11 protein-coding genes are annotated in these 17224 nt (G+C 68.7%); 8 read left to right on the plus strand and 3 right to left on the minus strand.

The annotated features are described in order from the left end of the window. Window positions 1–3 precede the first annotated feature (3 nt). The 3 genes from npdG to JMO03_RS08870 form a co-directional block, all read right to left on the minus strand. Window positions 4–669, minus strand: coding sequence for an NADPH-dependent F420 reductase (gene npdG, locus JMO03_RS08860; RefSeq protein WP_202842577.1), 666 nt, complete (start codon window positions 667–669; stop codon window positions 4–6). Then, entirely contained in the window at window positions 659–3133 is a 2475-nt protein-coding gene (gene cofH / locus JMO03_RS08865; protein WP_202842579.1) for a 5-amino-6-(D-ribitylamino)uracil--L-tyrosine 4-hydroxyphenyl transferase CofH, read from the minus strand. The genes npdG and cofH overlap by 11 nt, the downstream gene beginning before the upstream one ends. A gap of 101 nt (window positions 3134–3234) precedes the next feature. After that, the gene (locus JMO03_RS08870; protein WP_202842581.1) at window positions 3235–3981 is read right to left on the minus strand and encodes a TetR/AcrR family transcriptional regulator; all 747 of its coding nucleotides are present in this window, start codon (window positions 3979–3981) and stop codon (window positions 3235–3237) included. A 75-nt stretch (window positions 3982–4056) separates the two neighbouring features. Between JMO03_RS08870 and JMO03_RS08875 the strand changes: the two genes are divergently transcribed. The 8 genes from JMO03_RS08875 (at window position 4057) to JMO03_RS08910 (ending at window position 17174) form a co-directional block, all read left to right on the plus strand. Beyond that, window positions 4057–5106 carry a phosphotransferase family protein gene (locus JMO03_RS08875; protein ID WP_337926385.1) on the plus strand — a complete coding sequence of 350 codons (1050 nt, stop codon included), beginning with the start codon at window positions 4057–4059 and terminating at the stop codon, window positions 5104–5106. Window positions 5107–5123: 17 nt separating this feature from the next. Continuing rightward, window positions 5124–5870 (plus strand): SDR family NAD(P)-dependent oxidoreductase, encoded by a 747-nt coding sequence (locus JMO03_RS08880; protein WP_202842585.1) that lies wholly within the window; start codon window positions 5124–5126, stop codon window positions 5868–5870. A 90-nt stretch (window positions 5871–5960) separates the two neighbouring features. Further along, window positions 5961–7187, plus strand: a complete 1227-nt coding sequence (locus JMO03_RS08885; RefSeq protein WP_202842586.1) for an acyl-CoA dehydrogenase family protein — start codon at window positions 5961–5963, stop codon at window positions 7185–7187. A gap of 96 nt (window positions 7188–7283) precedes the next feature. After that, window positions 7284–8666, plus strand: coding sequence for an MFS transporter (locus tag JMO03_RS08890; protein ID WP_202842587.1), 1383 nt, complete (start codon window positions 7284–7286; stop codon window positions 8664–8666). Window positions 8667–8686: 20 nt separating this feature from the next. Then, window positions 8687–10234, plus strand: coding sequence for an AMP-binding protein (locus tag JMO03_RS08895; RefSeq protein ID WP_202842588.1), 1548 nt, complete (start codon window positions 8687–8689; stop codon window positions 10232–10234). Window positions 10235–10765: 531 nt separating this feature from the next. Then, window positions 10766–12838, plus strand: a complete 2073-nt coding sequence (locus JMO03_RS08900; RefSeq protein WP_202842590.1) for a PQQ-dependent dehydrogenase, methanol/ethanol family — start codon at window positions 10766–10768, stop codon at window positions 12836–12838. Further along, window positions 12835–14979, plus strand: a complete 2145-nt coding sequence (locus tag JMO03_RS08905) for a PQQ-dependent dehydrogenase, methanol/ethanol family (protein WP_202842593.1) — start codon at window positions 12835–12837, stop codon at window positions 14977–14979. The genes JMO03_RS08900 and JMO03_RS08905 overlap by 4 nt, the downstream gene beginning before the upstream one ends. A gap of 47 nt (window positions 14980–15026) precedes the next feature. Further along, window positions 15027–17174 (plus strand): 3-hydroxyacyl-CoA dehydrogenase NAD-binding domain-containing protein, encoded by a 2148-nt coding sequence (locus JMO03_RS08910; protein WP_202842595.1) that lies wholly within the window; start codon window positions 15027–15029, stop codon window positions 17172–17174. Window positions 17175–17224: the final 50 nt, after the last annotated feature.

Raw genomic sequence — 17224 nt, forward strand, 5'->3', positions numbered from 1 at the left:
CCGTCAGCCGATGCCGGTGATGCGGATGCCGGCGCCCGGCACCTTGTAGCGCTGGTTCAGCGAGATCAGCACCGAGGTCAGGCCTTCGGCGACCACCGAGTTGGCCAGCGGGCCGGCGTACCAGGCGCGGATGCCGATGGCGTGCGCCAGTTCGACCACCTGCTCGCCGGCGGCCTTGTCGTCGGCGCAGACCAGCACGTCGCAGTCGATCTCGTGGCCGATCTTCCTGAGGTGGTGAGCGGAGACGTTCTGGAACGCCGAGACCACGCGGGTCGCATCGCCGAGCAGGACCTGGATGGCCTCGACCGCGGACTTGCCATCGGGCAGTTGCACGCGGCCGACCTTCGGCGGCACCAGCGGCACGGTGACGTCGATCAGCAGCTTGCCGTCGAGCGCGTCGCGGACTTCCTCGGCGGTGGCGCGCTGTGCCGCGAACGGCACCGCCAGTACCACGATGCCGGCCTGGTGCGCAGCGTCGCGGTTGTCGCTGCCCTGCACGCGCTCCTCGCCGAGCAGGGCGTTGAGTTCGGCGGCGACGGCGGCCGCGCGCTCGGGCGTGCGGCTGCCGATGACGACCCGATGGCCGGCATGGGCCCAGCGCAGGGCAAGGCCGCTGCCCTGCTTGCCGGCGCCGCCGAGCACGGCGATGACCGGGAGCTCAGGATTCAACGGCGACGGCTTCGACGGGGAGGGATTGGACATCGACGGGGATCTCACGGGTTGGGTGTCCGGCCTGGGCCGGGCGGGATGACGTCTTGCGGGTGCGTGGCGGCGTCTGCACCAGCGGCGCCAGCGGTGCGGCGGCAAATGCGCGTGCGTGCTGTTCCGGCGCGACGGCGCCATAGAGGGTGTTGCGTTGCCGCGGGGTGCGGCCGGCAGACAGGATCAGCGCCTCCATCGCTTCCGGCGGCATTTCCTGGCCGTGCCGTGCGCCGGCAGCGCGCGAGATGCTCTCGTTCATCAGCGTGCCGCCGAGGTCGTTGACCCCGCCGTCCAGGCAGATGCGCGCGCCGGCCGGACCGAGCTTGACCCACGACAGCTGGATGTTGCGGATCAGCGGGTGCAGGACCAGCCGGGCGATGGCATGCATCAGCCGGACCTCGCGGAAGGTCGGTCCCTTGCGGGCGCGCCCGCGCAGTGCGATCGGCGCCTCGCGGTGCACGAACGGCAGTGGCACGAACTCGGTGAAACCGCCGGTACGCGCCTGCAGCGCACGGATGCGCAACAGATGCCGCGCCCAGTGCCGCGGGTTGTCGACGTGGCCGAACATGATCGTGGCGGTGGTCCGGAAGCCGATCCGGTGCGCCGATTCGATCACGTGCAGCCATTGCGCGGTGTCGAGCTTGTCGGCACACAGGATCGCGCGCACCTCGTCGTCGAGGATCTCGGCGGCGGTGCCGGGCAGGGTGTCGAGTCCGGCGTCCTTGAGCCTGCGCAGGAAGTCTTCCACCGTCAGGCCGAGCGTAGCCGCGCCCTGCGCGACTTCCAGCGGCGAGAAGGCGTGGATGTGCAGGTCCGGCGCCGCGGCGCGGATCGCGCGCGCGAGGTTGAGATAGGTGTCGCCGGTGTAGTGCGGGTGGATGCCGCCCTGCAGGCAGACCTCGGTGGCGCCGCGCGCCTGCGCTTCGAGGCTGCGTCGGATCACTTCGGCCAGGTCCAGGTCGTAGGGCTTGCCGCGCAGCGCATCGTCGGTGCTGCCCTTGGAGAAGGCGCAGAACCCGCATTTGTAGCTGCAGATGTTGGTGTAGTTGATGTTGCGGTTGACCACGTAGGTCACGGTGTCGCCGCACTCGGCCCGGCGCAGCCGGTCGGCCTCGGCGCAGATCAGCTCCACGTCCACGTCGCGGGCCTCGAACAGGCGTGCGATGGCGTCCTCGTCCAGCGCCTCGCCGCCGGCGACGCGCGCCAGCAATGCCTCGATGGCCGGATCCGGGGCCAGTCCCGCCGCCGGTGCACGCAGCGTCGGCAGCAGGTCGGCGCCCGGATTCCAGGCGTCGTCGCGCAGCCAGCCGCTGGCGTCGCTGGCTTGCAGCACGCGGGCGGCGACGGCCGGATCCTGCCAGCGCGTGCAATCGCGGACGTAGGCCGGGTAGACCGGCAGCCGCTCGACCAGGATGCGGCCTTCGGTGGCGGTGGCCGCGCGCAGGCGCTCGATCTGCGGCCACGACGCTTCGGGATTGACGTGGTCGAGGGTGACCGGCGAAATCCCGCCCCAGTCGTTGATGCCGGCGCCGAGCAGTCGCGGGAACACCTCCGGACTGAGGTTCGGCGGCGCCTGCAGGTTCATCTGCGGGCCGAACACGATGCGTGCCGCGGCCAGCGTCCACAGCAGCTCATCGAGGCCGGGTTCGGCGTGGCGCGCCATCGGCGTGCGCGGCTTGGCGCGGAAGTTCTGCACGATGATTTCCTGAAGATGCCCGTAGCGGGCATGCAGGTCGCGCAACGCGAACAGCGCATCGATGCGTTCGCCGCGGGTCTCGCCGATGCCGATCAGGATGCCGCTGGTGAACGGCACCGCCAGCTCGCCGGCCAGCCGGATCGTCTCCAGCCGCAGCGCCGGCACCTTGTCCGGCGACAGGTAGTGCGGACCGCCGCGTTCGCCGAGGCGGTCGGCGGTGGTTTCCAGCATCAGTCCCTGTGAGACCGACACCCCGCGCAGCATCGCCATGTCCTCGCGGTCCATGGTGCCGGCGTTGACGTGCGGCAGCAGGCCGGTTTCGTCGAGCACGCGCTCGCACATCGCCGCCAGGTACGACAGCGTGCTGCCATGGCCGAGCCGGGCCAGTTCCTCGCGCACGTGCGGGTAGCGCAGCTCGGGCTTCTCGCCGAGCGTGAACAGCGCCTCGACGCAACCGGCGCGCCGGCCGGCGCGGGCGATGGCCAGGACTTCGTCCGGCGCGAGGAACGCCTTGTGGTCGCGGCCGGGCGGACGCGAGAACGTGCAGTAGTGGCAGCGATCGCGGCACAGCTGGGTCAGCGGGATGAACACCTTGGGCGAATAGCCCTGCAGGCGGCCGTGGCCCTGGTCGCGCAGGCGCGTGGCCTCGGCCAGCAGCGCATGCTGCGGCGCCGCCAGCAGCGCGGCCTTGAGCATGGCGTCGTTATCTTCGCGGAAATCGCTTCGATGCTGCATCACTGGCCTCCCAACCCTTCTTCCGACATGTCTGCCGCGTGCTTACGACCGTCCGGGGGGACGGTGGGTGGCCATTCGACGCCGGACTCGACAGTACCGTTTCACCAGGCCTCCGGTCGCGGAATCATTTCGCTGCCGGCATCGCTGCCGGCGATGCGCTGGTCGTCGTCGACATCATGTGCGGCGGGGGCCGGCGCCTGCAGCAGCGCGCTCAGCGTCACCGCGAGGTGTTCGATCGTGCGCGGCGAGGACCAGACCGGATGCGTGCGCAGCGGATCGGTCATCGCCGCTTCGCGCATCGACAGGATCGAGCTCAGGTAGGCGCCCATGAAAACGAAGCGCTGGTTCTTGAGCGCGGGCGGCATCGGCGGCATCAGCCGGCGCAGGTGCTCCAGGCAACGCAGGTAGCCGGCGTTCCAGCGGCCTTCCAGCGCGTCCAGGAACAGCTCGCGATGGGTCATGCCGAGCATGGTGATGAAGCGGATATAGGTGTCTTCGCCGTCCCCCCGGCCGTCGCCGTCCTCATCCTCGTCCATGTTCAGCGCCGAATGGATCAGTACGTCCACCACCTCGCGGATGTCGTGCGGCCCGCCGTCGTGTTCGAGCCGGTCGAGAGCGCCCTGGCGGCGACGGTCGATCAGCACCGCGCCATCGAGCACGATCTCGCGGACCAGCGCTTCCTTGGAACCGAAGTGGTAGCCCACCGCGCCGTGGTTCTTCTGTCCCGCGGCCTCGGCGATGGTGCGGACGGTGACGCCGTCGACCCCGCGTTCGGCGAACAGGCGCCGCGCCACGCGCTTGATGTAGGCGGCGGCAGAACCGTTCTGCTTCGGACCTAATCTGACCATGGGTGCAAAAATACCATTGCGGAGAAGATTGAACGAGTGCATTATCCATCTGAATTAATCGGGATGCTACTCCGTGTGAACCAGGCAACGCCACCCCCTGATCGACATCTCGACATCGCCGCACTGACCGTCTGGATGGACGCGCAAGGACTCGGAACGGGCCCGTTGCAGAACGTGCAGCGCCTGCCTGGCGGCACCCAGAACATCCTGCTGCGCTTCGATCGCTCCGGTATCGGCTACGTGTTGCGGCGCCCCCCGATGCACCTGCGCGACAGTTCCAACGAGGCCATGCGCCGGGAGGCGCGCGTGCTCGCCGCGCTGGCCGGGACCGACGTTCCGCATCCGCGCCTGATCGCCGCCTGCGCAGATACCGCGGTGCTCGGTGCGGCGTTCTACCTGATGGAGCCGGTCGACGGCTTCAATCCGACCGGCGGCCTGCCGGAACTGCACGCGGGTTCGGCCGCGATCCAGCACCGCATGGGGCTGGCGCTGGTGGAAGGCATCGCCAGGCTCGGAGCGCTGGACCATGTGGCGTTGGGCCTGTCCGATTTCGGTCGGCCCGAGGGCTTTCTGGAGCGTCAGGTATCGCGCTGGCGTTCCCATCTGGACGGTTATGCCAAGCTGCCCGGCTGGACCGGGATCGCGGGATTGCCGGGTGTCGAGCGTGTGGCCGACTGGCTGGACGCGCATCGCCCGGTGACGTTCGAGCCGGGCATTCAGCATGGCGACTACCACCTGGCCAACGTGATGTATCGCCATGACGGCCCGGAGCTGGCGGCGATCATCGACTGGGAGCTGGCGACCATCGGCGACCCGCTGGTCGACCTGGGCTGGGTGCTGGCGACCTGGCCCGATCCCGCGTTCGCCGAAACCTCCAGCGTCAAGCCGTGGATCGGGTTCCCGACCGCGGACGAACTGGTCGCCCGTTACCGCAAGCACAGTACACGCGACCTGACGGCGATCGGCTGGTACGGGATATTGGCCTGTTACAAGCTCGGCATCCTGCTGGAAGGCACCCATGCGCGCGCCTGCGCCGGGCAGGCGCCGCGCGATACCGGGGACCTGCTGCACGCACGGGCGGTCGGATTGTTCAAACGCGCGTTGCGTTGGCTGGACGCGGCCTGAGCGAAGGGGATGGAAGGATGAGCGAAGTGGATCTCGAACTGGATTTCAGCGGCAGGACCGTGCTGGTGGTCGGGGGCTCCAGCGGCATCGGCAACGGCATCGCGCACGAATTCCACACGCGCGGCGCGCAGGTGCATGTCTGGGGAACGCGCGCCGGTGCGCAGGACTACGCCGGTAGCGCGGGGTCGGATCTGGAGGGACTCGGCTACACGCAGGTGGACGTGTCCGATCCGGATGCGATCGCGGCGGCACCGCTGCCGTTCGACACCCTCGATGTACTGGTGCTGTCGCAGGGCACGGTGCTGTACAAACGCCAGGAATTCGAGCGCGTCGGCTGGGACGAGGTGATGGCGATCAACCTCGACAGCGTGCTGCATTGCGCGCGCCGCTTCGAGCAGCAGTTGGAAAGCAGCCGCGGCAGCGTGATCGTGGTCAGCTCGATCGCCGCCTACATGGCGACCGTGGGCACGCCGGCCTACGCCGCGTCCAAGGCCGGTGCGGTCAGCCTGACCCGGACCCTGGGCCAGGCCTGGGCGCCGCGCGGGATCCGCGTCAACGGCATCGCGCCGGGCATGGTCGAGACCAAGCTGACCGCGATCACCACCGAACATCCGCAACGCCGCGAACGCGCACTGTCGAAGATTCCGCTGGGCAGGTTCGGCCTGCCCGCGGACATGGCCGGGGTTGCGCTGTTCCTGGCCTCGCCGCTGTCGGCCTACGTCACCGGGCAGACCATCGTCGTCGATGGCGGCCTGACCCTCTAGTGTCGCGACACCAGAACACCGCACCGGTGATTTGCGCAGCAGTGATCCCGGTGCCAGATCTGCAACCGTTTTTCCGGGAGGAAGCGTCCGATGGACTTCGAATATTCCGCCAAGGTCAAGGACCTGATCGCCAGGCTGGAGGCGTTCCTCGACGAGCATGTCTATCCGATCGAGAGGCAGCGTGAGGCCTGGCTGCACGATCCGGCCAATCTCTGGCAACCGTGGCCCGGCGTGGAGAAGGTCAAGCAGGCCGCACGCGATGCCGGGCTGTGGAACCTGTTCCTGCCGCACGAGTACGCGCCCTGGAGCCCGGGCCTGACCAATCTGGAGTACGCGCCGCTGGCCGAGCTGATGGGCCGGGTCGGCGGCGGCTCAGAATTCTTCAACTGCAATGCGCCCGACACCGGCAACATGGAAGTACTGGCCAAGTACGGCACGCCCGCACAGCAGGAACGCTGGCTCAGGCCGCTGCTCGACGGCGCGATCCGCTCGGCCTACGTGATGACCGAGCCGCAGGTGGCGTCGTCGGACGCGACCAACATCGAGACGAGCATCGTCGCCGACGGCGACGACTACGTCGTCAACGGACGCAAGTGGTGGATTTCCGGTGCGATGGATCCGCGCTGCAAGCTGCTGATCGTGTTCGGCAGGACCTTCGAGGAAGGGGCCAGGCACCAGCGTCATTCGATGATCCTGGTGCCGCACCACACGCCGGGCGTGGAGATCGTGCGGCCGCTGAGCGTGTTCGGCCAGTACCACTCGCCAGGCGGGCATGCCGAGCTGCGCTTCAACGACGTGCGGGTGCCGAAGGAGAACCTCATCCTCGGCGAAGGGCGCGGTTTCGAGATCGCCCAGGGCCGCCTCGGTCCGGGGCGCATCCACCACTGCATGCGGTCGATCGGGCAGGCGCAACGGATGCTCGAGTACATGGCGCACCGGGTGGAGGAGCGGGTCGCGTTCGGCCGCAAGCTGTCGCAGCAGGGCAGCATCCGCCAGGACGTGGCGCTTTCGTTCTGCGAGATCGAACAGGCGCGCCTGCTGACGTTGAAGGCGGCCGATGCGATGGACCGACATGGCAACAAGGTCGCCAGGGACCTGATCGCGGCGATCAAGATCGTCGCGCCGAAGATGGCGCAACTGGTTGGCGACCGCGCGTTGCAGGCGCACGGCGGCAAGGGCGTCAGCGGCGATACGCCGATCGCAGGCCTGTTCCTGACCAACCGCTACGTGCGCCTGACCGACGGTCCCGATGAAGTCCACATGGCGCAGTTGGGCAAGTTGAAGATCGAAGAGTACACAGGCAAGCCGCTGCGTTGATGCCGTTTTGAATTGATGCTGTCTTGAGTTGATTCCGTCTGAATCACGCCCGTGCCGGCAACGCCGGCGCGGTGCCGGCCTTGGGAGGGGCTGCGGATGTCCTACGAGTCGAAAGGTGCGGCGCCGGTGCGGAGCCGGGTGGGATTCAGCAGCTGGTGGATGGTGTCGGTGCTGTTCGCCCTGTACGTGTTCTCGTGGCTGGACCGGCTGATCATCAGCATGCTGGTCGAGCCGATCAAGCTCGACCTGGCTCTGACCGATTTCCAGATGAGCCTGCTGCTCGGTCCGGCATTTGCGGTGTTCTACGCGCTGTTCGGTCTTCCGCTGGGCTGGGCGGTCGACCGCTGGCCGCGGCGCTGGATCGTGTTCTTCGGGGTGACGGTCTGGGGCCTGGCCACGGCCGCGTGCGGCCTGGCGCAATCGTTCGAGGGCCTGCTGGTGGCGCGGGTCATGGTCGGCGTCGGCGAGGCCTGCCTGATCCCCGCGGCGTACTCGCTGCTGGCCGACGAATTCCCGCGCGACCGGCTGACGGCCGCCGCGTCGACCTTCCAGATGGGCGGCAAGGTCGGGTCGGCGGCGGCGTTCGGCCTGGGCGCGGTGGCGATCACCTACGCCGAGTCGCTGCATGCGCGCGGGATCAGCTGGTCGCTGCTGGGCGACCTCGAGGCGTGGCAGCGGGTGATGGTGATGGTCGGCCTGCCGGGCGTGGTGCTGGCTGCGCTGGTGTTCACCTTCCGCGAACCGCCGCGTCGCGGCGTCGCGGTCGCGAACGGCGGCGACGAAGGACTGCTGCGCATCTTCCTGCGCGCCAACTGGCGCCTGATCGGCTTGATGCTTGTGTGTTTCTCGGCGCTGGCGCTGTGCGGCTACAGCCTGACCTCGTGGGTGCCGACCTACCTCTCGCGGCACTTCGGCTGGGCGCCGATGCAGTACGGCCCGGCGCTGAGTGTGATGAACATCGCCTCCGCGGTCTGGCTGGTGGTCAACGGCCGCATCGTCGACCGCCTGTTCGGACGCGGCATGAAGGACGCGCACATGCGCTTCTACAGCTGGCTGATGTACCTGCTGGCGCCGGCGGTGGTGCTGCTGTTCGTGGTTTCCGATCCTTGGGTCTTCCTCGGCCTGTACTGCCTGGTCCAGTTCATCACCGTGCCGTTCATGGTCTATGTCTCGTCGATCATCGCGCTGCTGGCGCCAAATGCGATCCGCGGGCAACTGATCGCGATGTTCCTGTTCGTGTTCACCACGCTGGGCATGGGCGCCGGTCCGGCGCTGGTCGGTGCGCTCACCGACTTCGTGTTCAAGGACGAGGCCCGCCTGGGGACCTCGTTGATGATCGTGATCGTGAGTTGCTTCGCCATCGCGCTGGTCGCAATGCGCCTGTCGCTGCGTTATCTCGGCCCGTCGATCCTGCGAGCCGAAACCGCCATCGCGGACCCCGGTCGCCAGTGCCGCAGCCCGAAAATACCGAAAACGTAACAGCAGGAGGGAAACAGAACATGTCCCTGGTTGTCTCGGGGTACTCCCCGGAACGCCTGCGCGCGCTGGCGCTGGCGGACGAGCGCGTGCGGCTCTCATGGGCGGATCTTGATCCGCTGCTCGACCGCCTGGCCAATGCGTTGCTGTCGCTGGACCTGGGCGAGCAGCGCCGGGTGGCGGTGTTCGCGGGCAACTGCGCCGAAACCGTGGTCGCGTATGCCGGCTGCCTGCTCGCAGGCGCGTCCAGCGTACCGGTCAACTACCACCTCACCGTGGACGAGCTGGTCTACATCCTCGACGATTCGGGCGCGCGCGTGGCGTTCGTCGGTCCGGACACGCTCGATGTCGGCCTCGAAGCCGCGAGCCGCGTCGGCATCGGCACGGTCATCGGCTGGCGTTGTCCGCCGACGCCCGGCGTGATCGCCTGGGAGGCATGGCTGGCCGCATCGTCCGCACAGCCGGCGCCGACCGGCATGAAGCCGCTGCCGCACCTGCACTACACCTCCGGCACCACCGGCACGCCGAAGGCGACGGAAACGCCGCCGGCGTATTTTCCGCCGGCCGAGACCGTTGCCGGGTACGTCGCGAAGCAGCGCGAGCGTTCGGCGCTGCTGCCGCAGGGGCCGGGCGTGGTGGCAGGCCCGCTGTACCACACCGGTCCGCTGACGATGGTGCGCGCACTGCTGGGCGGCTGCCCGCTGATGACGATGGACGCGTTCGATCCCGAGCGCCTGTTGAAGACGATCCACGACGAACGGATCGAAGCCACGGTGATGGTGCCGACGCATTTCCAGCGCCTGCTGGCATTGCCCGACGAGGTGCGTGCGCGCTACGACGTGTCGTCGATGAAACGGATGGCGCATACCGGTGCCGCCTGCCCGGCGGACGTCAAGCGCCGGATGATCGAATGGTTCGGGCCGGTACTGGTCGAAGCCTATGGCGGTACCGAAGCCGGCACCACCAACATGATCACGTCCGAGGAGTGGTTGCGCAGGCCGGGCTCGGTCGGACGTGCGGTCGCCCCGTTCGAAGTGGTGATCCTGTCCGAGGACGGAAGCGAGCTCGGCCCCAACCGCACCGGCCAGGTCTATTTCCGCGACGCCACCGGCCGCGGCATCGTCTACCGCAACGATCCGGCCAAGACCGCCGAGGCGCACGTTGCGCCGGGCGTGTTCACGCTGGGCGAGGTCGGCCATGTCGACGACGAGGGCTATCTGTACATCACCGACCGCGTCTCCGACATGATCGTCAGCGGCGGCGTGAACATCTATCCGGCCGAGGTCGAGCAGGTGCTGCTGCAGCATCCGGAAGTCGCCGACGCGGTCGTCATCGGCGTGCCGAACAAGGAGATGGGCGAGGAGGTCAAGGCGCTGGTCGTGCCCAGGCACGCGGATTTTCCGGTGGCGCCGGAAGTCCTGAACCAGTTCTGCCGGCAGCACCTGGCCGGCTACAAGTGCCCGCGTTCATATGAATTCCACGACGACATCGGTCGCAACGCCATGGGCAAGATCAACAAGAAGTCGCTCAAGCGGCGCTACTGGCCGACCGACCGGACCATCGGCGGATGACGGCCCTGGCGTCGCGTCAAGCATCGAATGGTGGAAACCGCCGCTCGAGAACAGCAGGCCGGGGCGACGTTGCCGGCATCCGGCGCGCGGACACGAGGCGTCGGAGGCGTGGCTCCGACCCGGAAACCAGGCGCGGCCACCGCGTGGGGCCGACCCGCCGCTGCGGGCATTTGCGGGCCGGACCAACGGGGCCTGCGTCATGCCGGGGCGGACGGGCCGGCGCCGGGCGCCGCGACGGATGTCGTTGGACGGTGTGGAAAGAAACTGCACAATGGTATAAAAAGTAACCGCCCTGTCCTTCGCTTGCCGATGGCGGGGATCTGCGGAGCCTGGGAGGAAGTCCGCGGTGTCGATGGTCCTGCAAGCCGGTTTTCGCCGGCGAGCGCGATCCGCCGCCAGGCCGGCCACTCCCATGGGTTGCCACCACGTCAGCGGGGCCGAGGTTCCGTCCAGCCAGCCAGCAAGAGGGAGTGCCATCCAGTGTCAGGCCTGTACAAGAGAGTGATCGGTACGGCGGCGTTGACCGTCTCCATGTTCGTCCTTTCCGCCTTGACCGGCTGTGCCGACGAGCCGGCCGCGGACGCCGGCCGTGCCTCCGGGTCCGTCGCCGGCGCCGACTGGAGCAGCTTCGGCGGCGATTCCAGCGAGAACCACTACAGCCCCCTCGAACAGATCAACGACGGCAACATCGCGCGGCTGGGCCTGGCCTGGTCGTACGACCTGCCGGTGACGATGAACGGCCTGGCCACGCCGCTGGCGATCGACGGCATCCTGTACTTCCCGGTCGGCCACAGCGTGATCCACGCGATGGACGCGCAGACGGGCGAACTGCTGTGGCAATACGATCCCGACGTCTACGGCGCGGCGCGGCACAAGCTGCGCGCCGGCTGGCCGATCCGCGGCCTGGCCTACTGGGAAGGCACGATCTTCGCCGGCACCCTGGACGGCCGGCTGATCGCGCTCGACGCGCGCGACGGCAGCCTGAAGTGGACGGCGATGACGGTCGATCCCGAAGACTACCGCTACATCACCGGCCCGCCGTGGATCATGAACGGCAAGGTCATCATCGGCCACGGCGGCGCGGACTACTCGCCGGTGCGCGGCTACGTCACCGCCTACGACGCCAGGACCGGCGAGCAGGCCTGGCGATTCCACACCGTGCCGGGCAACCCGGCCGACGGCTTCGAGAGCGAGGCCATGGAGATGGCAGCCGGGACCTGGACCGGCGAATGGTGGAAGTTCGGCGGCGGCGGCACGGTCTGGCACGCGATGGCCTACGACGAGAAGTACAACCGGATCTACCTGGGCACCGGCAACGCTTCGCCGTGGAACCAGAAGATCTTCAGCCCCCAGGGCGGCGACAACCTGTTCCTGGCCTCGATCGTCGCGCTCGATGCCGACACCGGCGAGTACATCTGGCACTACCAGACCAACCCGGGCGAGACCTGGGACTACAACTCCAACATGGACATCGAGCTGGCCGAGCTGGAGATCGACGGACAGCCGCGCGAGGTCATCCTGCACGCGCCGAAGAACGGCTTCTTCTACGTGCTCGACCGCAAGGACGGCACGCTGATCTCGGCCGATCAGTTCGCCAACACCGTGACCTGGGCCGAACGCATCGACCTGGCCACCGGGCGCCCGGTGGAGCATCCCAACGCCCGCTATCGCGATGGCTACTTCATCGGCTACCCGGGCCAGTGGGGCGCGCATCCGGTCGCGGCGATGTCGTTCAGCCGCAAGACCAAACTGGTCTACCTGCCCACCAGCGAGTCCTACACGGTGTACTCCGACCCGCCGAACCTGGAGAGCTGGACCCATCCGCCCGGCATGCGCGTGAGCTCGGGGATCGGTCCGGCGCCGGCCAATATCCCGCCGCAGCCGCCGCCGAGCAGTTACCTGCAGGCCTGGGATCCGGTGGGCAAGCGGCGCGTGTGGGAAGTGCCGCTGACCGGCATGCAGAACGGCGCAGTGCTCAGCACCGGCGGCAATCTGGTGTTGCAGGGCCAGGTCACCGGCGAGCTCAGCGCCTACGCCGCCGATACCGGCAAGAAGCTGTGGTCGTTCGATGCCCAGGTCGGCGTGGCCGCGCAGCCGATCACCTACCTGGCGGGCGGCAAGCAGTACATCACCGTGCTCGCCGGCTGGCGCGGCACCGGCGCCAGCGGGCTGGCGCAGGAATGGAACTATTACACCCAGAAGCGCCGCGTGTTGACCTTCGTGCTCGATGGCGAGGCGTCGTTGCCCGCGGCGGAGAACGCCCCGCTCCCGTACCTGGACGATCCGAGCCTGGTAATCGACGAGGCCAAGGCCGAGATCGGCCGCGAGGTCTTCCATCGCAACTGCCATGTCTGCCATGGTCCACGGCTGATTTCCGGCGGCGCGGCTCCGGATCTGCGCCGCGGCGGCACCGCGCTGAACGCCGAGGCGCTGGGCGCGGTGCTGCAGCAGGGCGCACTGGTCCCGCGCGGCATGCCGCAGTTCGAGGAGATGCCCGACAGCGAGGTCGAGGGCCTGGTGCACTACATCCGCCGCGAGGCGCGAGCGGCCATCGCGGCCGATGCCGACAAGGCCGTGGCAGGGCCGGCCGGAGAGTCAAAATGAACCATGCCGGCGATGCAGCGGTCCCTGCGAAGGGGTCGCTGTACAGCCGTGGTGTCGCCGTCCTGGCCGCCATGTCGTGCGTCCTGGCACTGCTGGCCGCGACAGCGTGCCGGAACGGCGACACGGCAGGGACGGACCGGGGCATCGACGCCGCCGGGACGATTGGTTCGGGCGAGGACTGGACAGGCTATGGCGGCGACGTGTCCGAAAGCCGCTACAGCCGCCTCGACCAGATCGACGATGGCAACGTGCAGCAGCTCGGTCTGGCATGGTCGTACGACATCGACGTGCGGCCGAATGCATTCAGCGCACCGCTGGCGATCGACGGCGTGCTCTATTTCGGCGTCGGCTACAGCGTGGTGCATGCGATGGACGCGCGCACCGGCCGCCTGCTGTGGAAGTACGACCCCGAGGCGCAAGAGGCGTCCGGCGAGCGGATGCGCGCGGCCTGGGGCATCCGCGGCATCGCCCACGATGCCGGGCGCATCTACACCGGCACCATCGACGGCCGGCTGATCGCGCTCGATGCGGCCAGCGGCGAGGAGCTGTGGAGCGTGCAGACGCTCGAGCCCGAGGATGGCCGCTACATCTCGGGCGCGCCGTGGGTATTCGACGGCAAGGTCGCGATTGGTCACGGCGGCGCCGATTTCGCGCCGGTACGCGGCTACGTGACCGTCTACGACGGCGACACCGGAGAGCAGCTCTGGCGTTTCCACACCGTGCCGGGTAATCCGGACGACGGCTTCGAGAATGCCGCGATGGAGATGGCCGCCGACACCTGGACCGGCGAATGGTGGAAGTTCGGTGGCGGCGGTACGGTCTGGAATGCGATGGCCTACGATCCGGAATTCAACCGGCTCTACATCGGCACCGGCAACGGTGCGCCCTGGAACCAGAAGATCCGCAGCCCCGACGGCGGCGACAATCTGTTCCTGTGTTCGGTGATCGCGCTCGATGCCGATACCGGCGAGTACGTCTGGCATTACCAGATCAATCCCGGCGAGACCTGGGACTACAACGCCGCGATGGACATGCACCTGGCCGAGCTGGACGTCGACGGCCGGGCGCGCAAGGTGCTGATGACCGCGCCCAAGAACGGCTTCTTCTATGTCATCGACCGCGAGGACGGCCGCCTGCTGTCGGCGGAGAAGTTCGTCCGGAACGTGACCTGGGCCGAACGCATCGATCTCGCGACCGGTCGGCCGGTCGAGCATCCGGAAGCGCGCTATCCCGGCGGCCGTCCTGCGGTGGTGTTCCCGTCGCCGGTCGGCGCGCACAGCGTCGAGGCCAGCGCCTACAGCCCGCGCACCGGGCTGGTCTACATCCCGGCCATCGAGCAGGGCCGGGTCTACATCGATGCCGAAGGCGACCTGAGCCGCTGGCAGTTCACGCCCGGGCAGATGATCAACACCGGTACCGGCCGCGCACCGCCGGAGATCACGGTACCGCCGGGTGGCAATTCGCTGCTGGCCTGGGATCCGGTGGCACAGAAGGCGGCATGGTCGGTGCCGCTGACCGGCAGCAAGAACGGTGCGATCCTGGCCACTGCCGGCAACCTCGTGTTCCAGGGCAACGTGGAAGGCGAGCTGGCCGCCTATGCCGCCGACAGCGGCCGCAAGCTGTGGTCGTTCGATGCCGGCAACGGGGTGATGGCGCAACCGATCAGCTATGCGGTCGACGGCGTGCAGTACGTCACCGTGCTGTCGGGCTGGCGCCTGAGCGGGCCATCGGGCGCGTCGCACGACTGGGACTACTACGCGCAGAAGCGGCGGGTGCTGACCTTCAAGCTCGACGGCGGCGCCTCGTTGCCGCCGGCCGATCGCACGCCGCTGCCGTTCCTGGATCTCGAGGATCTCGCGATCGACGACCGCAAGGCCGCGCTGGGCGCCCAGATCTATGCGCAACGCTGCACCATCTGCCATGGCCCCAACCTGCGCTCCGGTGGCGCCGCGCCGGACCTGCGCAAGGCCGGCATGCCGCTGGCCGTCGAGACCCTGCGCGCGGTGCTGCACGACGGCGTTCTGGTCGGCAACGGCATGCCGCGCTACGCCGAACTCGGCCAGGACGAGATCGAAGGACTCCATCACTACGTCCGCCAGCAGGCACGGATGGCGATCGCGCAGCAGGCGCAGACGCCGTGACGTACGGCCTGCATAGCGCACAGTGAAGACGACATCAACGAGGACGCATGAAGATCAATGACGTGACCGGTTACCAGGTCGAGAACGGCATCGCGGTGATCACGATCGAGTCGCCGCCGGTGAACGCCCTGTCGGCGGCGGTGCGCGGCGGAATTCTCGCAGGCGTGGAAACGGCGCTGGCCGACGCGTCGGCCGAGGCGATCGTGCTGATCTGCGCGGGCCGCACGTTCTTCGCCGGCGCCGACATCACCGAGTTCGGCAAGCCGCCGGTGGCGCCGATCCTGCGCCAGGTGCAGGACGCGGTCGAGAACGCGTCCAAGCCGGTGGTCGCCGCGATCCACGGCACCGCGCTCGGCGGCGGGCTGGAGCTGGCGCTGGTCGCGCACTGCCGCGTCGCCGCGCGCTCGGCGAAGTGCGGACTGCCGGAGGTCAACATCGGCCTGCTGCCCGGCGCCGGTGGCACCCAGCGCTTGCCGCGCATCGTCGGCGTGGACACCGCGCTGGACATGATCACCAGCGGCCGCCACGTGCCTGCCGTCGAGGCGCACGCGATGGGCCTGGTGGACGCGCTCGCCGACGACGCCACCCTGCGCGCGGAGGCGATCGCGTTCGCGCGTAGGGTCGTGGCCGAAGACCGCCCGCTGCGCCGGGTGCGCGACCTCGACGCGAAGATCGAGGAAGCGCGCGCGAATCCGGGCGCGATCGAGGCGTTCCGCAGGGCCAACGCGCGCCGCTTTCGCGGTTTTCTCGCGCCCGAGTACAACATCCGCTGCATCGAGGCCGCGCTGGCGCTGCCGTTCGACGCCGCGCTGAAGGAGGAGCGGCGCCTGTTCGACGAGCTGATGGCCGGGCCGCAGTCGAAGGCGCAGCGCCACGTGTTCTTCGCCGAGCGTCGGGTCGCCAAGCTCGCCGACGTGCCGGCCGAGACGCCGCTGCGGCCGGTCGAGCGCGCGTCGGTGATCGGCGCCGGCACGATGGGCGGTGGCATCGCGATGGCGTTCCTCAACGCCGGCTTCCCCGTGACCCTGGTGGAGACGACGCAGGCGGCGCTCGACCGCGGCCTTGCGACGATCCGCAGGAACTACGACGCGACCGCCGCCAAGGGCCGGCTGACCGGCAAACAGGTGGAGGCGCGGCTGGCGCGCCTGCACGGCACGCTGGCGCTGGAGGATGTCGCCGACAGTGACCTGGTCATCGAGGCGGTGTTCGAGCAGATGGACATCAAGCAGGCGCTGTTCTCGCGCATCGATGCCATCGCCAAGCCCGGCGCGATCCTCGCCAGCAACACGTCCTACCTCGACATCGACACGATCGCTGCTGCCACCTCGCGTCCGCGGGACGTGATCGGCATGCATTTCTTCTCGCCGGCGCACATCATGCGCCTGCTGGAGATCGTGCGCGGCAGGGCGACTGCCGAAGATGCCATCGCCACCGCGATGGCGGTGGCCAAGCGGCTGGGCAAGGTCGGCGTCGTGGTCGGCAACTGCTTCGGCTTCGTCGGCAACCGCATGCTGGCCCAGCGCCAGCGCGAGGCGGAGAAGCTGATCCTGGAAGGCGCCCTGCCGTGGCAGGTCGACAAGGTGCTCTACGATTTCGGCTTCCCGATGGGGCCGTTCCAGATGCGCGACATGGCCGGCATGGACGTGGGCTGGGATCCGGCCAGATCGTCTTCGTCGACGGTGCGCGAGATCCTCAACGAGACCGGCCGGCGCGGGCAGAAGACCGGCGCGGGCTACTACGACTACGACGAGCAGCGCAGGCCGACGCCATCCCCGCTGGTGGAGCAGGTGATCCTGGACTTCGCCGCGCGCAAGGGCATCGCGCGGCGCGAGATCGGCGACGGCGAGATCCTCGAGCGCTGCCTGTACGCGATGGTCAACGAAGCGGTCAACATCCTCGACGAGGGCATCGCCGTGCGCGCTTCCGATATCGACGTGGTCTGGGTGACCGGTTACGGCTGGCCGGCCTATCGCGGCGGCCCGATGTTCTGGGCCGAGCACGACGTGGGCCTCGACACGATCCTGGCGCGGATACGCGAACTGCATCCCGATCATGGCGACGATTTCCGGCCGGCGCCGTTGCTCGAGCGGCTGGTCGCCGAGGGTCGCGGTTTCTCCGCTTCCGGAAGGGATGCCCCGAGAGGCGATGCCGCCGGAGGTGATGTTCGCGGAAGCGATCGGCCGGTCGAGAGTTGATGCGGATCGGACAAGGAAAGACGCAAGATTATCTGCGGCCGCCCGGCATC

Source organism: Luteimonas saliphila, assembly GCF_016774335.1.
Classification (GTDB): domain Bacteria; phylum Pseudomonadota; class Gammaproteobacteria; order Xanthomonadales; family Xanthomonadaceae; genus Luteimonas; species Luteimonas saliphila.

What these genes read in the sequence shown, in the direction of transcription:
- cofH (WP_202842579.1), bottom strand. Translation starts at nt 3,133, where the DNA reads ATGCAGCATCGAAGCGATTTCCGCGAAGATAACGACGCCATGCTCAAG.
- JMO03_RS08870 (WP_202842581.1), bottom strand. Translation starts at nt 3,981, where the DNA reads ATGGTCAGATTAGGTCCGAAGCAGAACGGTTCTGCCGCCGCCTACATC.
- JMO03_RS08880 (WP_202842585.1), top strand. Translation starts at nt 5,124, where the DNA reads ATGAGCGAAGTGGATCTCGAACTGGATTTCAGCGGCAGGACCGTGCTG.
- JMO03_RS08885 (WP_202842586.1), top strand. Translation starts at nt 5,961, where the DNA reads ATGGACTTCGAATATTCCGCCAAGGTCAAGGACCTGATCGCCAGGCTG.
- JMO03_RS08890 (WP_202842587.1), top strand. Translation starts at nt 7,284, where the DNA reads ATGTCCTACGAGTCGAAAGGTGCGGCGCCGGTGCGGAGCCGGGTGGGA.
- JMO03_RS08895 (WP_202842588.1), top strand. Translation starts at nt 8,687, where the DNA reads ATGTCCCTGGTTGTCTCGGGGTACTCCCCGGAACGCCTGCGCGCGCTG.
- JMO03_RS08900 (WP_202842590.1), top strand. Translation starts at nt 10,766, where the DNA reads ATGTTCGTCCTTTCCGCCTTGACCGGCTGTGCCGACGAGCCGGCCGCG.
- JMO03_RS08905 (WP_202842593.1), top strand. Translation starts at nt 12,835, where the DNA reads ATGAACCATGCCGGCGATGCAGCGGTCCCTGCGAAGGGGTCGCTGTAC.
- JMO03_RS08910 (WP_202842595.1), top strand. Translation starts at nt 15,027, where the DNA reads ATGAAGATCAATGACGTGACCGGTTACCAGGTCGAGAACGGCATCGCG.